This window comes from Luteibacter sp. RCC_6_2 (assembly GCF_041360655.1).
GTDB lineage: Bacteria > Pseudomonadota > Gammaproteobacteria > Xanthomonadales > Rhodanobacteraceae > Luteibacter.
The window spans coordinates 140669-159122 of the sequence record NZ_JBFUPQ010000010.1; the positions used below are offsets into that span (position 1 = coordinate 140669).

Below are 18454 nucleotides of genomic sequence, written 5' to 3' on the forward strand. Positions count from 1 at the left end.
CCCGGGCAGGGCGGAAGGCGTGTATCCGGAATACAGCGTTCGGGGAGATCATCCATGACCATCAGCAAGACCCTGTTGTGCGCGAGCATCCTCTGTGGACTCGCCACGGCCGTACACGCGCAGGACGCCACACCCGCCCCGGCGGATCCTCCGAAGACGGCGCAACAGAAGGCGGCCGATAAGCGCGTGGAGGAATTGCAGGCGGTGACCGTCACCGGTTATCGCGGCAGCCTGGAGAAGGCGATCGACGTCAAGCGCAACGCCAACGCGGTCGTGGATGCGATCAGCGCGACCGACATCGGCAAGTTCCCGGACACGAACGCCGCCGAATCGCTCTCGCACCTGCCCGGCATCACGGTGGACCGCCAGTTCGGCGAAGGCGAGAAGATCAGCGTCAACGGCACCGACGCGGCGCTGAACCGCGTGCTCCTGAACGGCCAGACCATCGCCTCGGGCGATTGGGGCGGCAACCCGACGGATACCAGCGGCCGCACGTTCAACTATTCGCTGCTCTCGCCCGAGATCATCGGCCTGATGGAGGTCTACAAGTCGCCCGAGGCCCGCATCGACGAGGGCAGCATCGGCGGCACGGTCATCATCCATACGCGCAAGCCGCTCGACCTGCCGGCGAACACGCTGCGCGGCTCGCTCGGCTACAACTACAACGACCGCTCCGCGGAGGGTAATCCGCGCGCTTCCGCGTTGTGGAGCTGGAAGAACGCCGACAGCACGTTCGGCATCCTCACCAGCGTGACCCACGACAAGGAGAACCTGTCCCGCGCGGGCATCGAGTTTTTCGGCTATACCACCGGCGCGAACATCACCGGCAACCCGAACGTCACGGGCGACCAGAACTACGCCAACGCGAAGATCCCCGTGGGCATCAACAGCGCGTACTTCCAGCAGACGCGCGAACGCAACGGCTTGCAGTCCACCTTGCAGTGGCGCCCGGACGACCACAACGAGTTCAACCTGACCGGCCTGTACGTCAAGGGCAAGTACGACAACTTCAGCGAGTCGCGTTACGTCTGCCCCGGCTGCGGCGACCTCAACAAGCTGACCGACATCAACGTCGCCAACGGCTACATCACCTCCGGCACGGTGTCCTCCACCACGGGGAACGGGCAACCGTACGCCGAACTGGACGCGAACTACCGCAAGACCGAGGTCTCGACCAAGAGCATCAACCTGCGCCATGACTTCAACGGCGACGCCTGGGTGTTCACCAGCCAGGTTGGCTATACCAGCGCCAGCGGCGGCAAGGACCCCGAGTACCTCATGAAGTACCTGCTCCAGAACGGCGGGTACAACTTCGGATACGACGGGCGCAACACCAGCGTGGGTTACCAGAACGGTTCGGCCGCGAACTGGGGGCTGGTCGGTTCGCCGGCGGGTTCGCCCCCGGGCGACACTTCGCTGCCGGGCCAGAACCAGGCCGGCGGCATCTACTACGAGACGACGACGGATCGCGAGCGCTATGCGCAGTTCGATGCCTCGCGCGACCTCGAGTGGGGCCCGATCAACCAGATCCAGATGGGCGTGAAGTACACCAACCACTTCAATGGCACGCAATCGCGCGGCAACCGCATCAACACCACCGATCCCATCTCGCTGACGGACTTCGCTCCGGGTTCGACCCCCAGCGGCCTGTTCGACGGCCTGCATGCCAGCGGGGACCTCACCGATTGGCCGACCGCAAGCCAGAGCAGTGTCGTCGACTACCTGAAGTCGCAGCCGCAGGGACCGTTCAACCCGAACTACCCGGCGATGTTCGGCGTGTCCGAAATCACCAAGGACGCGTACGTGCAGATGAACTACCAGTCCGGTAGCTGGCGCGGCAACGTGGGCGTGCGCTATGTCGACACGAAGGACACGTCGAACTACTACGTCAACAGCGACGGCGGCACCTATAACCGCGTTTCCAACAGCACGCATTATTACAAGCCCTTGCCGTCGGTGAACGTGGCCTATGACCTCGACGAGGACAAGGTCCTGCGCCTGTCCGTCGCCAAGGTGATCGCACGTCCCCGTTACGGCGACCTGGCCGGCGCCACCTCGCTCAACGGCGCAGCCACGGGCAACTTCACGGCCAGCGCGGGCAACCCCGACCTCAAGCCCTACCAGTCGACCAACTTCGACCTGTCGGCGGAGTGGTATTTCGCGCCGGCCAGCTTGTTGTCGGTCGAGGGTTTCGTGCGCAAGATCGACAGCTACATCGTCACCACGACATCCGAGCGCTCGCTCACCGATCCGACCACCGGCCAGACCAACGTGTATTCGGTGACCTCGCCGATCAACGCATCCAACGCGAAGGTGTCCGGCCTCTCCCTGATCTACCAGCAGGACCTCGGCCACGGCTTCGGCATCCAGACCAACTACACGTACAGCAAGGCCACCACGCAGACCCAGACGAACGGCGATAAGCTGAACCTGCCGTACCTGTCGAAGAACACGATCAACATCATCCCGTACTACGAGCACGGTCCGTGGTCGGCACGCATCAATTACAGCCGCCGCTCGCCGTACTTCACCCAGGTGGGACGGCTCAACTCCAACGTGTTCGCCGACGCGTACAAGGAACTCGACCTGAGCGCGTCGTACCAGATCAACGAGTGGGCCGGCATCACGCTCAGCGCGACGAACCTGCTGGATTCGACGTACTACCAGTACGCCGACATCAAGTACGCTCCGATCGGCGAGTACAAGAGTGGACGTACCTACTCGATGACCCTGAACTTCAAGCTTTAGCGCGCACCGGCGGTGGCTGCCTCCCTGCGGCGCCGCCGGTTCTTTTTTGCCGGAAGGAGTCCCTGCATGCGACGACGATTGGTGTTCCTTGTGGCGGGCCTTCTGGCCGGCGCTGTCCACGCCGACGGGGCGACCGCGCCCACGGCAGCCAAAATGTCGCCGCAAGCCCAGGACCTGGCCTGGCAGAAGGCCTCGGCGAAGTTCGCTCCCGAGCGCCGGGCCATCCTGGATCGGGTCGCGAAGGGTTCCGGCCAGGGGCCGTTCCGTCCCGACTGGACGTCGTTACAGGCTTATCGATCGCCCGCGTGGTACGACGACGCCAAGTTCGGCATCTTCATCCACTGGGGTGTCTATTCGGTGCCGGCGTTCGGCAGCGAATGGTATTCCCGCAACATGTACCAGCAGGGCACGAAGGAATTCGCCCATCACGTGGCCACCTATGGGCCACAGTCCCGCTTCGGCTACAAGGATTTCGTGCCGATGTTCAAGGCGGAACATTTCGACCCGGATGCATGGGCCGCGTTGTTCCGTGAAGCCGGTGCGCGCTACGTCGTGCCGGTGGCCGAGCACCATGACGGCTTCGCCATGTACGACTCGAAGCTGTCCGACTGGACGGCGGTGAAGAAGGGTCCGAAGCGCGACGTCATCGGCTTGCTGGCGAAGGCCGTGCGCGGGCAGGGCATGCGCTTCGGTGTCTCGTCACACCGCGCCGAACACGACTGGTTCTTCGACGGCGGCCGCCACTTCGATTCGGACGTGAACGACCCGGCGAATGCGGAGTTGTACGGTCCGGCCGTGGACCACCTCAGCAAGAAGGACGAGAACCTCGCCGACGACTGGACCTACGTCTCGCAGGCCTGGCTCGATGACTGGCTCGCGCGCACGGCCGAACTGATCGACGACTACCACCCGGATCTCATCTATTTCGACTGGTGGATCGGGCACCCGACCTTCCGAAATACCCTGCCGACGATGCTTTCGTATTACTACAACGACGGCGCGAAACGCGACGGCGTCGTGGTGAACTACAAGCTCGGCGACTTCCCCGAGGGTGCGGGCACGCTGGATATCGAGCGCGGCCAGCTCACCGGCATCCACGCCACGCACTGGCAGACCGATACCTCGATAAGCAACGACTCCTGGGGCTATATCGAGCACGACACCTATAAGTCGCCGGCCTTCATCATCCACCTGCTCGCCGACGTGGTAAGCAAGAACGGCAACCTGATGCTCAACATCGGCCCGCGTGCGGATGGAACCATTCCGCAGGGCGCGCAGGACACCTTGCGCAGCGTCGGCCGCTGGTTGAAAGCCAACGGCGAGGCGATCTACGGCAGCAAGCCGTGGCGCGTGTTCGGCGAGGGCCCCACCGAGGTGGTGGGCGGTACGTTCCAGGACACCAAGACCAAGCCATACACGGCCGAGGATTTCCGCTTCACCACGGGTAACGGCAAGCTCTACGCCATCGAACTGGGCTGGCCCGCCAAGGGCACGGCCACGGTGCGTTCGATCCAGCCCGGCGATACCGTGACGCGCGTGGAACTGCTCGCCGACGGCAGCGACGTCCCGTTCACCCAGGATGCCGGCGGCCTGCACCTTCGTCTTCCCTCCCATCCCGTCGGCAGCGATGCGTACGTGTATCGCATCACGCTGGCGAATCCGCCCAAGGCCACCCCATGAAACGACCGCTCATCGCGCTGCTCGCCTGCCTCCTGTGGATGCCGCTCGCCGCATTCGCCAAGGCGCCGGTGGCGCTCTTCTACATGATGGAATCGCAGAAATCGATCGCTTCGTTCGAGGCCCACGTCGACAAGATCGACGTGCTGGTACCGACGTGGTACGGCGTCGACGAGAACGGCCTGGTTTCGGGCGCACCCGATGCCTACGTGCTGAAGATCGCCAAGGCGCACAAGTTGCCGGTGATGCCGATCATTTCGGCCGGCGGCGACCGTGCGAAGTTCCACGCGCTTCTGACCAGCGAGACCGCGAAGAAGGCGATGATCGGCAGCATGATCGAGCAGGCGAGGCTGCACGGCTTCAGCGGCTTCCAGTTCGACTTCGAGAACATCGCCTGGACGGACCGCGATGCGCTCACCCTGCTGACGAAGCAGACCTACGAGGCGCTGCACAAGCATGGGCTCCAGTTGAGCATGGCGGTCGTACCGAACGCACCGGGTTATGCCGGCCGCGGCGCCTTTGGCAAGTGGATGTGGGAATACTGGCGCGGCGCGTATGACTTGAAGGAGCTGGCCAAGGTGCTCGACCTGGTCTGCCTGATGACCTACGACCAGCACACGCGCTGGACCACGCCCGGCCCGGTCGCGGGCATGCCGTGGGTGATGGAGCACCTGGAGTACGCGATGAAGGTGGTGCCGAAGGAGAAGCTGTCGCTGGGCATCGGCCTCTATGGTTACCACTGGTTCGCCGGGAATCCGGTGGGCGCGGACGGCAAGGAGAATTCGAATATCTCGGCGGAGTACATCGATGCCGATGCGTCGTTCCCGCTGGCCAAGCAGTTCGGTGCGACGATGCAGTGGGACCCGGTGGAACACGAGTCGTGGTTCTACTTCTACCGCGACCAGATGCGTGAGTGGGTGTTCCTGCCGGATGCGCGCGCCTTCCGCGACCGGTATGAGGTGGCGAAGCAGTATGGGCTGCAGGGATTCTGCGCCTGGGTGCTCGGGGCGGAAGACCCGAAGATCTGGGACGAGCTGCCTGATGCGGTGCGGTGAGGGAAGGGCGCGCCGGTATCGGCGCGCCATCGCCGGCATAGCCGGCTCCCACACAAAGCGAAAGCTGCGATAGCGGAATGTGGGAGCCGCTTCAGCGGCGATATCGGCCCCTCTCCGTTCGACGAAGGGCGCTCTTCAGCGCCCCACCTCGAACAGCTTGAACTCCCGAATCCGCACCGTCCCCACCGCGGAGAGGATGTTCAACCGCACCCGCCGGGCCGTCACCGGTGCGAAGGCATCGATCTTCATGTGACCGATGGCCTGCGCCTGCGCCACCGTCTTCCATCCCTTGCCATCCCACACCTGCACGGCATAGCCGTGGACGTTCTGCCCGCCGTCCAGCCACTCCATGCTCATGGCATGGTCGAAGGTCACCTCGCGGCCGAGGTCGACCTCGAGGATGGCATTCGCCGAGCCGGCCGGCGCCGACCAGAACGTGGCCGGATCGTTGTCCAGTGCCGCGGCGACGTTGTCGTCGACGGTGCCATGCTTCACCGCCAGGTTGGCCTCGTCGCCATAACGCGCCTTCAGCGCCTTGCCGAACTCCGCCAGTCGCCGCACATCGGCATCCGGTAGCAGGCCGTGCGTATCGGGCGCGACGCCCAGCATGAACTGGCCACCCTTGCCGACGCTGTTCTCCCAGTTGTCCATGAGTTCGTCGACCGTCTTCAACGACGTGGCGAAATCCGGTTTCGAACTGAAGAACCAATGGTTCTTGTGCAGTGGCGTGTCCACTTCGAGCGGACGCCAGCGCAGCTGGCCGTGCCGGTCGATGACGTTCCAGTTCTCACCCTGCACCACGCCCTGTTCGTTACCGACCCAGCGGATGTCGCCATAGTCGAACAAGGCCATATCCGCGAAGACCATGGTGTTCGGCTGGTAAGTGCGCAGGGTCTCCACGTACTTCGCGAAGTCGTAGACGTGGCCCGCGCTGCCGGCGCCGTCGAGCCACCATTCCGTCAGAGGACCGTAATGCTGGACCAGTTCCTCCATCTGCGAGAGGTAGTACTTGTCGTAGGCCGCCGAATCCTTGTAGCGCGGATCGTGACGGTCCCACGGCGACAGATAGACACCGAAGCCGAGACCGTTCTTCCTCGCCGCATCCGAGGCCATGCGCACGAGGTCACCCTTGCCGCCTTTCCAGGGGCTGGCCTTCACCGAATAGTCGGTCTGTTCCGTGGGCCACAGCGCGAAGCCGTCATGGTGCTTGGCGACCAGCACCATGTAGCGCACTCCCGCCGCTTTCACCGCGCGTGCCCACTGGTCCGGGTCGACCTTGTCGGGACGGAACACGGAGGCGGGCGCCGTGCCATCGCCCCATTCCCGATCGAGGAAGGTATTGGTACCGAAATGGACGATCACGCCGAATTCCAGGTCTTGCCATGCGACCTGTTGCGGCGAGGGCTTCACGTCGGTGAATGATTCGGCGCGCGGCACGCCAGGCAGGGATGCCATGAGGGCGACCGCGAGGCAGGATGCCAGGCGGCGGAGGGAGGGGTGCTTCGTCATCGAACGGATCTCCTTGACGGCGGCGCGAACGGGAAAGGATTCAAGGCGTCTTCGGCGGCTCGGACCACAGGCGCCGGTCGACGCCACGCATGACGGGGTGGTCGCGCGTCTCGAAATCGAACACCACCACGGTGTTCACGCCATGGTGGAACCATGGCGCCGGGGCATATAGATCGTGTTGCGGCCCGATGGACCAGATCCGGCCGAGGTTGGCGTCGTTGAGCCAGGCGAAGCCTTTGCCGAAGGCGCGGACATCCAGGAAGGTATCCGCCGGCGTGTCGATCGTGATCGATCCGCGATGGAACGCAGGGCCCTCGACCTTGGCGCTGGTCCACCCGCGCAACGTGCCGGGCGATGTCATCGGCAGCGGGAACACCTGCCAACCATGCAGGATCGTGTCGCCGAGCATCACGGGGTCGACGAGGCCGGCCCGGCCGTCTTCCAGATGGGGGCCATAGTTCACGCGTCCTGAGTTCTCGACCAGGATGTCGAGCGTGTGCTCGCCGGCGGCGACGTCGATATCGACGGCCACCTGCTTCAGCCTGCGCTCTACCGTGCCGCGCGGCTGTCGATCGAGATAGACGGCCGCATAGTCGCGGACGTCGCCGAGGTAGAGCGAGCCGTGGAAGGGGCCGCGTACCGTGGTCCGGTAAAGCGTGTAGCCATAGGCCTGACCGTAGGCCTCCATGGGCTTGGGAAGGTCGGAGGCTTGCGGGGCGGGCAGGTTGTCCCACAGCGATGCGGATTCGCCCAGGGTGAAGGCGGGAAGAGCGCGCACGGGAGGCGACGTAGGCAAGGGAGGCGGCGTCGTTCCCGTGGCCTTGGCGATGATGTCGCGGAATCGCGTGAACTTCGGCGTCGGTCGCCCCGCTTCGTCGAGCGCGGCATCGTAGTCGTAGCTCGTGGTCTGCGGTGCGTAGTGATCCGCGGGACCGCCCTGGAAGTTCGCGCCATTCATGAAACCGAAACTGGTGCCACCATGCACGAGGTACACGTTCACCGAATACCCTTGCTTCAGCATCCAGGCCAGTTCGTCGCCCTGCTGCTTCGCATCCGTGGCCGCGTGCTTGCCGCCCCACTGGTCGAACCAGCCAGCCCAGTATTCGCCCGCCATGCGCGGCGAGCCGGGACGGAACCGTTCGAGCATTTCGAAACTCTTCTTCGCCTCGCCGGGCGAGAAGTCGATCACCGCGGTCACGCCGGGCAACGTGCCGTTGGCGAGCAGATCCGGACCGTCGTAGGTCAGCAGGAGGTCGTCGGCGAGCCCCGCACGCCCAAGCATGGCGCGGATATCGTCGAGATAGACCTTGTCGTCGTTGTACGAGCCGTACTCGTTCTCCAGTTCGGTGGCGACGATGGGTCCGCCGTGGCTCGCCATCAGCGGCGCCAGTTCCTTGCCGAGACGTTGCAGATATCGGTCGGAGGCGGCCAGGAAGCGCGGATCGCGCGAGCGCACGCGCAGGCTGGGATCGGCGAACAGCCATGCGGGATAGCCGCCCGCGTCCCATTCGCCGCAGATGTATGGGCCCGGCCGCAGGATCACGTTCAGGCCTTCCGCCTGGGCCGCCTTCACGAAGGCGGCGACGTCGTTGCCGCCACTGAAATCGAAGCGGCCGGGCGAGGGTTCCAACAGGTTCCAGAACACGTACGTGGTGATCGTGTTGAGTCCCATCGCGCGCGCCTTGCGCAGGCGATCGGTCCAGTACTCCCTCGGTATCCTCTGGAAATGCATGTCGCCCGAGATGATCTGGTATGGCTTGCCCTCGCGCATGAAATGCGCGCCGGACACGCTGACCGGGGGATTGGCGAAGGCGGAGGGCGCCGTGCCGACGAGTGCCGCGAAGGCGACGGCAAGCCGCGCAAGGATAGGGTGTTTCATCCGATGTCCTGTCATCGCGGCAGTGCCTGCCGCCCGCGTATCGTGAAACCGGCACGCTCGCCGGTGGCATCGCCCGGCTGCCCGCCACCGAGGAAGACGCCGTACTCGCCTGGCAGGACCGCGCGCTGGCCGGTGGCGTCCACCGAACTCAGGCGGCGCGGATCGAGCTGGAAGCTCACCCGGCGGCTTTCGCCGGGCGCGAGGTGCACGCGCTGGAAACCGACGAGGGACCGTTTCGGTGCGAACGCATCGCCTGGCGGATAGCCGAGGTAAGCCTGCACGACTTCATCACCCGCGCGCTGCCCGTTGTTGCGCACCTCGACGCTCACCGTGACGTTCTGTCCCGCGTCGATGTTGTCGGTGGACACGTTGGCCTTCGCGTACGAGAAGCGCGTGTAGCTGAGCCCGTGGCCGAAGGGATACAGCGGCGTTCCTTCGAAGTAGCGATACGTTCGGCCCTTCATCTGGTAACTGGTGAACGGCGGCAGGTCACGCACCGAGCGGTAGAACGTCACGGGCAAGCGGCCGCCGGGGTTGTAGTCGCCGGCCAGCACCTGCGCGATGGCCGTACCGCCGCTTTCGCCGGGGTACCAGGCGGCGACGATCGCCGACGCATGTTCCTCGGCCCAGTCGAGTGCGACCGCGCTTCCGGACATGAGCACGACGACCAGCGGTTTGCCATTCGCTGCGGCACGCTCCAGCAAGGCCTGTTGCGTGGCGGGGAGGCCGATGTCCGTGCGGTCGCCACCGTCGAAGCCGGGCACGTCCACATGCAGTTCCTCGCCCTCCACGTCGGGCGACAAGCCGACGAAGGCCACCGTGACATCGGCCGCCGCGACCGCGCGTTCGGCCTCGGCGAGTTGTGCGGCGGCAGGGGCCAGCCATTGCAGCCGCACGCCCTGGTCTTCGCCGCCATGGACGAGTTCGAGGCGCAGGTCATGCGGGCGGGTGTCGTCGAAGTGCAGGATCGCCTGCGTGTGCTTGTCGTCCCCTTTATCGTCGATCACCGGCTTGCCGTCGACGAAGAGCCGCACGGCGTCATGGCCCGCGCAATCGAAGCAGCGCTCGACATGGACGGCCAGTGTGTAGTCACCGGGGCCCGGTGGCACGATTGCGCCGGTCCAGCGCACGGCGTAGCGGCCCTTGGGCAGGCCGGCGGGTGTGACGTGGTCCCAGTCGAAATCGACGCTGCGATCCACGCGCGTCGTACGTGGCGCGCCATCGAAGGTCATGTTGTCGAAGTAGTGACCGGTGAGGCCAACCGCGGCGTCGGCGGCGGTGCTCGTCCGCAACGCCGTCTCCGGTACGGGCACGGGCACACCGGCGGCGACAGGTGCGCCTTGCGCGTAGCTCACGTGGTCGGCGCCGAATCGTGCGCGGAGGCCTTGCAGTGGCGTGACCGGCGTGCGCGGCGTGCCGTGGTAATTGGCTTCCAGTGTCTCCACCGTATCGGCGTTCGGGCCGATCACGGCGATGCGCGGCGTGCCTCGCAAGGGCAGCGTGCCGCCGTCGTTCTTCAGCAGCACCATCGATTCCAGCGCGGCACGGAGGGCCAGCGCCGCGTTCGCCTTTACATCGACGGTGGTGGGTTTCGCGGTCGAGGGACCGAGTTCGCCGAGCCGGTAACGGGCCGCGAACAGGCGAACGAGCGAGGCGTCGAGCACGGACTCGTCGACGTCGCCGCGTTTGACGGCCGCGGTCAGTTCCGCATAGGCATAACCACAGTCGAGGTCGGTGCCCGCGCGGATCGCCGCGGCCGACGAGGCGGCATTGTCCGCCTTGTAGTAATGGAACTTCGTCATGTCGTCGACGGCGTCGCAATCGGACACCACATAACCGGTGAAGCCCCAGGCCTTGCGCAAGGTATCGCCCAGCAAGCCGGCATCGGCGCATACCGGCGTGCCGTGCAGCGCGTTGTACGCGCACATGACCGAACCCGCCTGGCCTTCGGTCACCGCCGCGCGGAACGCGGGCAGGAAGGTGGCTTCGAGATCGTGCGGGGAAACGTCGATATCGAAGCCGTGGCGTCCCGCCTCGGGGCCGCTATGTACGGCGAGGTGCTTGGGCGTGGCGATGGCGCGCGGATGCGCCGGGTCCGGCCCCTGGACGCCTCGCACGAATGCCACGGCGAGCTTTCCGGTGAGATAGGGGTCTTCACCGTAGGTTTCCTGCCCACGTCCCCACCGTGGATCGCGGAAGATGTTGACGTTCGGCGACCAGATGGTCAGGCCCTCGTAGCGGCCGTGATCGCGCCCCGCACCGATGGCGTCGAAGCGGGCGCGCGCTTCGCGTGAGACGACCTCGCCCACCTGCCGCATCAGTTCCGGATGCCAACCCGCCGCCAGGCCGATGGCCTGGGGGAACACCGTCGCGTAACCGGCTCGCGCGGCACCATGGAGGCCCTCGTTCCACCATTCATAGGCGGGAATCCCGAGTCGGGGCAATGCAGGCGCCGCGCTCTGCAACTGGGCGACCTTTTCTTCCAGGCTCATGCGGGCGACGAGGCCGCTCGCTTTCTGCTCCGGCGTGGCCGGTGCCGCCGCGTGCACGGTGCCGGCCAGCGCGATGGTGGCGGCGCATGCGAGCAGGCGGCGGGCGAGGCGTGCGTACGTCATCGTGGATGGCTTCCTGTCAGCTTCACCGAATCCAGACCATACAGCGGCCCGTCCGTCGGCGCGGTCACGCGCAGGCAAAGATCGTGCTCCCCATGCGATGCGGGCAGGTCGCCCTGGAGCACGATCGACTCGCCCAGCGCCTTGCCGGCCGGCAGCGGAAAGCTGGCGAGCATCGGGCCGGCGCAGTTGTCCTGATGGACTTCGAGTTCGCCGTGGGCCGTTTTCGCGGGATAGGACACGACCTTCGACAGCTCGTGCGCCAAGCCATAGTTGCGTGCCAGGCGCGCCGCCTCGATGCGTATGCCCGTCACCCCATCCGACGGCGCCTTCGGGTAGACCCAGCAGGCGTGGAACAGGTCGACATCGTAGACGGGCGTATCCATCGCGCCCAGGTCCGGCAGCAGGGGCATGCGCAAGCCGAGGCTGCCGTCGGGGCACTTCATGAGCTCGCCGGTACGCCGTGTCAGCAGGTTGTCGCGATCGATCGTCCGTGTACGCACGCCGGCCATGGGTGTCCCGTCCGGCGCGAAGGTGACGGCGCGTACCGTCGTGGGAAGGCTCACGGTGAACGGCGCGGCATAGGCTTTCGCATCCGTTCCGGGCGTGCTGCCGTCGGTGGTGTAGCGCACCGTGCCGAAGGCGGTCTGGTTGTCGATACGTATCGACGCCTTGCGGTCGTGGAGGATCGTGGCTATGTCGCCATCCACGTGGATGGCGGGAGCGAACGCGGTGTCGGATGCGCCGATGTCGAGCGACGCATAACGCCGCATCTGCGCGGGAAGGCGTTGCAGGAAACCCTGCCAGTCGCGTGTTCCGCGCGGCGACCAGGCGATTTCGGCCATCGCGTCCACCCGAGGGAAGAGGGCGTGCTGTATGTGCCGCGCCGACGGAATGAACTCGCTCCACAGCGTGGCCTCGGCGCCCAGCACATGACGTGCCTGTTCCGGCGTGAGCGAGGCGTCTACCGGCTCGAAGCCATAGACGCGCTCCAGCGCCAGCACCGAGAGACGCCCATTGGGTTCGTCCGCACGGTCGCTTTGCAGGTTGTCGAAGTACATCCAGCCTGCCGGCGCGAGCACCACGTCGTGATTCTTCTTCGCCGCGTCGATGGCGCCCTGCACGCCGCGCCACGACATGACGGAGGCGGTGCGCGGAAGGCCGCCTTCGAGGATTTCGTCCCAACCGATCAAGCGGCGGCCGTGTTTCGCCAGGTAGTCGCCAAGGCGGTCGGTAAACCAGCTTTGCAAGGCGTTCTCGTCGGTGATCCCCAGCGACTTCATCCTGGCCTGGACGGCTGGCGAGTCCTTCCATTGGTCCTTCACCGCCTCGTCGCCGCCGAGATGGATGTACGTCGACGGGAACAATGCCATCACTTCGTCGAGCACGTTCTCGATGAAGGTGAAGCTCTTTTCATCGACGTTGTAGAGGTAGGGATTGACGCCCCAGTCGACGGAGACGGAAGGGTGGTCGCCGTTGACACCCACGATGTCCGGGTACGACGCGACCGCAGCCTGCGCATGGCCGGGCATGTCCAGTTCGGGTACGACGGTGATGTGGCGGGCGGCGGCGTAGGCCACGACGTCACGAATCTGTTCCTGTGTATAGAAGCCGCCGTAACGTGCCGGCTCGCCATGGGTTCCCGCGCCCGGCGGCGTCCGCCATCCACCGACGCTGGTCAGCAGGGGATAGCGCTTGATCTCGATACGCCAGCCCTGGTCATCGCTGAGGTGCCAATGAAAGACGTTGAGCTTGTGCTCGGCCATGGCGTCCAGCACCTGCTTCACTGTCGCCACGTCGTGGAAGTGGCGGGCGACGTCGAGCATGAGGCCGCGCCACTCGAAGCGCGGCCAGTCGCGGATCGATACGCCGGGGACGCGGGTCGAGCCCTGCTTGCCATCGGCGGTGGCAAGCTGCCAGAACGTCACCGCTCCGTAGAACAGTCCTGCCGCGTCGCGCGAGACGACGCGGGCGCCGTCGCCATCCACATCCAGCGAGTACCCCTCGCGTTGCTCCACCGACGCCTTGGGATCGCCGCGGAACACGATGGAGCGGGCGGCCGGACGTGCCGTGGCGGTTACCGCCAGGGTAACGCCACGGCTGCGGCGCAGCTCCTCGGCGAGGTAGCGGGCCGCCGCTTCGGCCTTCGTGTCGCCCGGCGCGTAGGCGATCATCGTGTGCGCGTCGACAGCGAACGATCCGCTCGCCGCGCGTACTTCCGCCGGTATCGGGATGAGGGGTGGAGCGGTGGCATGGGCGACACCGCCACCGAGGCATATCATCCCGATGGCGAGGAGAGAACCCCAGCGGCGCGCGCCGCGGATGATCGGAGCCTGTGTCATGGGGTCGCTTCCTTACTGGAACGTGTAGCGGAGCACCATGCTGGTGGTGCGGGGAATCTGCCACGTGGCGGCGTGATAGTTCACGCTGTCGATCGACGTGTTGTCGGCGTTGAGCGTACCCGTGTCGTAGACCTGGTTGATGTCGATGGTGCCTTGCCGGTTGGTCACGTTGGTCACCCGCAACTGCAAGCTCAGGTCGTTCGCCTGGTTGATCTTCCAGTGGTACGAGGCGGACAGGTCGAGCTGCCAGAAGAACGGCAGGCGCTTGTCGTCACCCTGTTTCTCGATCTGTCCGTCGCAATAGTGCGAGGCGGCACCCGGCTGGTAGGCGGGATCGTCGCGGTTTGGGTAGGTGCCGATACAACTGGTCGGCGCACCCGAGTGCGCCGAGAACACGCCACCGAGCGAGAAGCCGTTGGCGAAGTCGTAGGTGCCCGTTGCCGTGAAGCTGTGGCGGATGTCGCCGGCAAGGTCGCCGTTGCTGCCGACCATGATGCCGGGGTAGTTGAAGGCCGTGGTCTGGCCGATCCAGCCCGCGTTGCGGCGCTCTTCGTCGATCAGGCCGTTGGTGTTGCCGTACTCACGGGCGTAGGTGTAGCTCAGGTTGAGGAAGTACGGCTCCGCCGGTGTGGAAGCATGCGTGAGGCCGAGCTTGAGGTTGTAGTACTTGTGCTTGGGCTTCGGCAGGCCTATCGCGGCGCCCGGAATGGACAGCGGTTCGACCTCGCCGTCACCGTCGTAATCGCGTTTTAGGGTGAAGTTCTCGCCGGGATTGACCAGCCAGCACGTCTGGTTGTTCTGCTCGTATCCGGCGTAGCCCTGGCTTTGCGCATAGGCCTGCACGCCGCCGCCGTAGCAGGTGTCCTCGACCACGCGGCGCAGGTCCACCCAGCCCAGCTGGACGAGGCCGGACCATTCGGGCGTCAGCTGTTTCTGTGCGTACAGCTGGGCTTCGTACTGGTAGGGCGCCTTGATGTTGGTCGCGGCGATCTGCGCAGGTGTCGGCACGCCCTGGTTGGTGATGTAGGAGCTGCCGATCTGGCTGAGTCCCAGCGGCGCCTGCGTGGCCGGATCGACGCCGGTATAGGTGTAGTAATTGGTGTAGGTCGTGCGCGGTTCGGCGACACCGAAGCTGAAGGACGAGGGCAGGGGGATGGTGTACTTGCCGAGGCTGCCACCCACCTTGAGCGAACTGTCGCCTTCCACGTCCCAGGAAAAACCGAGCCGTGGCGAGGTGATCGGCAGGCGCATGAACTGGTTGCCCACGCCGTCCTTGTAGATGTAGTTGTCCCAGCGGATCGCGCCGTAGAGCAACAGGCGATCGGCGGCCTGCCAGTAATCCTCCACGTAGGCACCCTTGTTGATGGTCTGGAACGACCCGCCTTCCAGGTCGACGTACTGCGTGACGTAGCGGCCGTCGGCGGGTGAGATCGACCCGTTCTGCAACGCGACGTTGGCCTGGTTGTAGTACGTGAACCATCCCGCGGGCACGGAGTTCGTACTGCTCTTGAGCGAGTGCTTGTAGTACTCGCCGCCGAAGACCAGCTTGTGATCGCCCAGCTGCCAGGTGAGGTCGCCCTTGTAGCCCCGGCGCCAGTAATCGGAAGGCGAATAGCTGAAGGGGTTGTTGTTGTGGCCGATGTTGGTCTGGACCTGCGTGGCCGAGTCGTACGAGGTCACATACGGAAAGCCGGCGTTTTCGTCGCTGGAATTGGGCGAGTAGACGATGGAGCCGAGGTAGCCGCCCATCAGGCGCAGCGCCAGGTCGTCGTTGATCTGCCAGTGGTAATTTCCGATCAGGAAACGGCTGTCCGTTCGCGTCTGGCTCCAGGACAGATAGTCGCCGGCCGACTTCGGATCGTAGTTTTCTTCGAGCTGGTAGAAGTTGTTGAACGACTGGCTGTAATCGCGGTGTGCCAGCACGTTCAGCGACTGGTCGTTGCTGATGTTCCAGGTGAGGTTGAGCAGGTAGTTCTTGTCGCGGCTGCTCGTGGTTTCCTTTTGCGTCTGGTTGTATGCCTGCGCCCGCGACGCCGGCTCGTTGCCGAGCAGGGCGAAGAAGAACAACTTGTCCTTCACCAGGGCGCCGGACGCCCAGAGGTATTGCTGGGCGATGCCGTCGTGGTTGTTGGCCGAGGCATAGCTGTAGTAATCGCCGATGCTGTTGAGCGTGTTGTGTCCGCGCGGGTTGAGCCAGCGCGACGTCGGCGGAGTGAAGTACAACGAATAGCCCGCGCGGAAATCGTTGGTGCCCTGCTTGATGGTCGAGGACAGCACGCCGCCGGTGGCGTTCGTCCAGGAGGCACCGGCGCCGTTGGTGATGAGTTGCGTGTCGCTGATCGCCTCGGCCGGCAACGTGGTCGAGCCCAACGATGTCTTGTCGTTGGTGACGTCGAATTCGTTGTAGTAGTAGCGGTTCTCGGCCGGGCTGGCGCCACCGATGGAAACGAAGCCCGTGTTGTGCTGGTCGAAGCGCACGCTCGAGTCCAGGCGCGCGACGCTTTCCGGGCTGCGATCGACGGGCAGGGCGTCGATCAGCTTATAGTTGTAGCTGGTGCTCAGTTCGGGCGTGCTGACGTCGATCGGCGTGATCGTGCTCGCCAACGTATTCGCCGAGACCTGCACGCCGCCCAGGTCACGTGCTTCCGCGGTGGACACCGTGGTGGGCGCGGCACCGAGTTCGGGCACGGACGAGTTTCGGTTCGGGTTCACGACGACGTCGTACGAACCCAGCGGCTGCCCGTCGCGGACCAGGCTCACCTGGTACTGGCCAGGATTGAGGCCGTTGAGCGAGTAGCGTCCGTCGGCATCCGGTAGCACGTCCTTGCTGAAGCCCGTGGCACTGCTCGCCACGCGCACCGTCACGCCGGCACCCGCGGATTCGTGGCCGTAGAGGCCGCCAGTCAAGGATTGCGCCATCGCACCGTGTGCGAACGCGAGTGCGACCGAAGCGGCCAGCATGCGACGTGCGAATCGGCCCGCGGCACGGGTTCCGTTGACACTCTTCATCTGATTCGACTCCCCACCAAGGCCCCCGATCGGCGATTCGTTGCGCTGGGCCGGGCCGCAACGAACGAGGCAACACCCTTGCGGGTGTCGCCATCGGCTTGTTCAGTGACTGGAACCCACGCGGGCCGCGGCGTGCAGCGTGGCGGCACCCACGACGCCCAGTTGCCCATGCTCGACGAGGCGTACCGGCACCTGTTCGAGGAAGGGGCGCATCACGCCCTTGTTGAAGTAGCGTTCGCGGAAACGGCTGGCGAGGAGGAAATCGCGCATCTGCGGGAGGAATCCGCCAGCAAGGAAGGCGCCTCCGCGCGCACCGTAAAGCATCACCAGGTCGCCCACGAACCCGCCGAGCACGCCGCAGAACACATCCAGCGCGGCATGCGCGGCTGGATCGGTGTGGGCCATGCCCGCCGCGCTTACCGCGTCGGGCGTGGTAAGCGTGGCTTCGCGACCCGACAATTCCGCGATGGCGCGATAGGTGTCGAGCAGGCCTGGGCCGGACAGGATCGATTCGTAGGAGACGTACGGGCGCGTGCGCGCGAGGATCCGCAGGATCTCGATCTCGAGGTCGTTACCCGGCGCGAGCGCGATCTGGCCCGCTTCGGTGGGCAAGACCTGCGCGTAAGGAGCGCCAGGCAGGAGCACGGCGGAGCCGAGACCGGTGCCCGGCCCCATGACGAGGACCGGTCCGCCGGCGCCGCCGGTCAGGCCGGGAAGGATCGTGGCGGTGTCGGCGTGGTCGATGAACTGACTGGCGTAGGCCACGGCTTCGAAGTCGTTGACCACGTCGAGCGCCTCGATGCCCGGCACCGAGCGGATTTCCGGGAGCGAGACGCGCCAGGGCAAGTTGCTGTTGGCGACATGGTCGCCCAGCACGTAACCGGCGATGGCGATGGCGCAGCGCTCGATGCCGAGCGGGGCCAAGTGGGCATGGGTGGTCAGGAAGTCGTCGAGGATGGCTGCGAGGCTGGGCCAGTCGGCGCCGACATAACGATGGTGGCCGAGCACCTGGACTGGCGAACGTGAGTCTCCCTGGCCAAGGACCAGCGCGACACGCGCATGGGTCCCCCCGACATCCGCCGCCAGGACCGGCCGCCGCGACGGCGCGGCTTGCGCGAACACTGGCTGGTTAACCACCTTCCCCATGGACTACTACCCCGTGCGTGGAAGCGATCGCGCAGGGGACGAGAAGCCCGTCGTAGCGCGAAAAGACCCATGGAGTCTTTCCCGCGCATGACAACGTTGTCAATGAATTTAATGTTTACTGGTGAAAACCACTAAATATCACAATAGAGAAAGCAATTTTCATAACCCTCTCACGGCAACGGAGCAGGTTACGGCAAACCCGGGGGAGCCGACCCTGTGGGAGCCGACTTTGTCGGCGATCCCGCGGCAGCGGGCCCGTTCACCGCAAGCACCCATCGCCGCTGAAGCGGCTCCCACAACAGCATCGAGTAGACCGGGTGGGAGTAGACCCTGTGGGAGCCGACTTTGTCGGCGATCCCGCGGCAGCGGGCCAGATTTGAGGCAAGCACCCATCGCCGACAGGGTCGGCTCCCACCGGTCTTTGGGGACCTGATGGCACCGCCGCCTAAAGTTTCACTCCTTCCAGCCGATCACCTG

Annotated in this window: 9 protein-coding genes; 3 read left to right on the forward strand and 6 right to left on the reverse strand. The window is 65.4% G+C overall.

Annotated elements, in window-relative coordinates:
* Positions 1–54 precede the first annotated feature (54 nt).
* The 3 genes from AB6730_RS12800 to AB6730_RS12810 all read left to right on the forward strand — a co-directional run bounded on the left by AB6730_RS12800 (position 55) and on the right by AB6730_RS12810 (position 5480).
* A complete protein-coding gene (locus AB6730_RS12800) occupies positions 55–2748 on the forward strand; it encodes a TonB-dependent receptor (RefSeq protein WP_371023979.1) in 2694 nt (897 codons plus the stop codon).
* A gap of 66 nt (positions 2749–2814) precedes the next feature.
* On the forward strand, positions 2815–4428 hold the full coding sequence (locus AB6730_RS12805) for an alpha-L-fucosidase (protein WP_371023980.1): 1614 nt from the start codon (positions 2815–2817) through the stop codon (positions 4426–4428).
* Positions 4425–5480 (forward strand): glycosyl hydrolase family 18 protein, encoded by a 1056-nt coding sequence (locus AB6730_RS12810; RefSeq protein ID WP_371023981.1) that lies wholly within the window; start codon positions 4425–4427, stop codon positions 5478–5480. The genes AB6730_RS12805 and AB6730_RS12810 overlap by 4 nt, the downstream gene beginning before the upstream one ends.
* Positions 5481–5615: 135 nt before the next feature.
* Here the strand turns inward: AB6730_RS12810 and AB6730_RS12815 are convergent, their stop codons facing one another.
* The 6 genes from AB6730_RS12815 to AB6730_RS12840 all read right to left on the reverse strand — a co-directional run bounded on the left by AB6730_RS12815 (position 5616) and on the right by AB6730_RS12840 (position 17977).
* Entirely contained in the window at positions 5616–6989 is a 1374-nt protein-coding gene (locus AB6730_RS12815; RefSeq protein WP_371023982.1) for an alpha-L-fucosidase, read from the reverse strand.
* Positions 6990–7029: 40 nt separating this feature from the next.
* Positions 7030–8868 carry a beta-galactosidase family protein gene (locus AB6730_RS12820; protein ID WP_371023983.1) on the reverse strand — a complete coding sequence of 613 codons (1839 nt, stop codon included), beginning with the start codon at positions 8866–8868 and terminating at the stop codon, positions 7030–7032.
* Positions 8869–8879: 11 nt separating this feature from the next.
* On the reverse strand, positions 8880–11483 hold the full coding sequence (locus AB6730_RS12825; protein WP_371023984.1) for a glycoside hydrolase family 3 C-terminal domain-containing protein: 2604 nt from the start codon (positions 11481–11483) through the stop codon (positions 8880–8882).
* On the reverse strand, positions 11480–13822 hold the full coding sequence (locus AB6730_RS12830) for a beta-N-acetylhexosaminidase (protein ID WP_371023985.1): 2343 nt from the start codon (positions 13820–13822) through the stop codon (positions 11480–11482). Before AB6730_RS12830 ends, AB6730_RS12825 begins: the two co-directional genes overlap by 4 nt.
* 12 nt (positions 13823–13834) lie before the next feature.
* The gene (locus AB6730_RS12835; RefSeq protein WP_371023986.1) at positions 13835–16831 is read right to left on the reverse strand and encodes a carboxypeptidase regulatory-like domain-containing protein; all 2997 of its coding nucleotides are present in this window, start codon (positions 16829–16831) and stop codon (positions 13835–13837) included.
* A gap of 102 nt (positions 16832–16933) precedes the next feature.
* A complete protein-coding gene (locus tag AB6730_RS12840; RefSeq protein ID WP_371023987.1) occupies positions 16934–17977 on the reverse strand; it encodes a glucokinase in 1044 nt (347 codons plus the stop codon).
* Positions 17978–18454 lie beyond the last annotated feature (477 nt).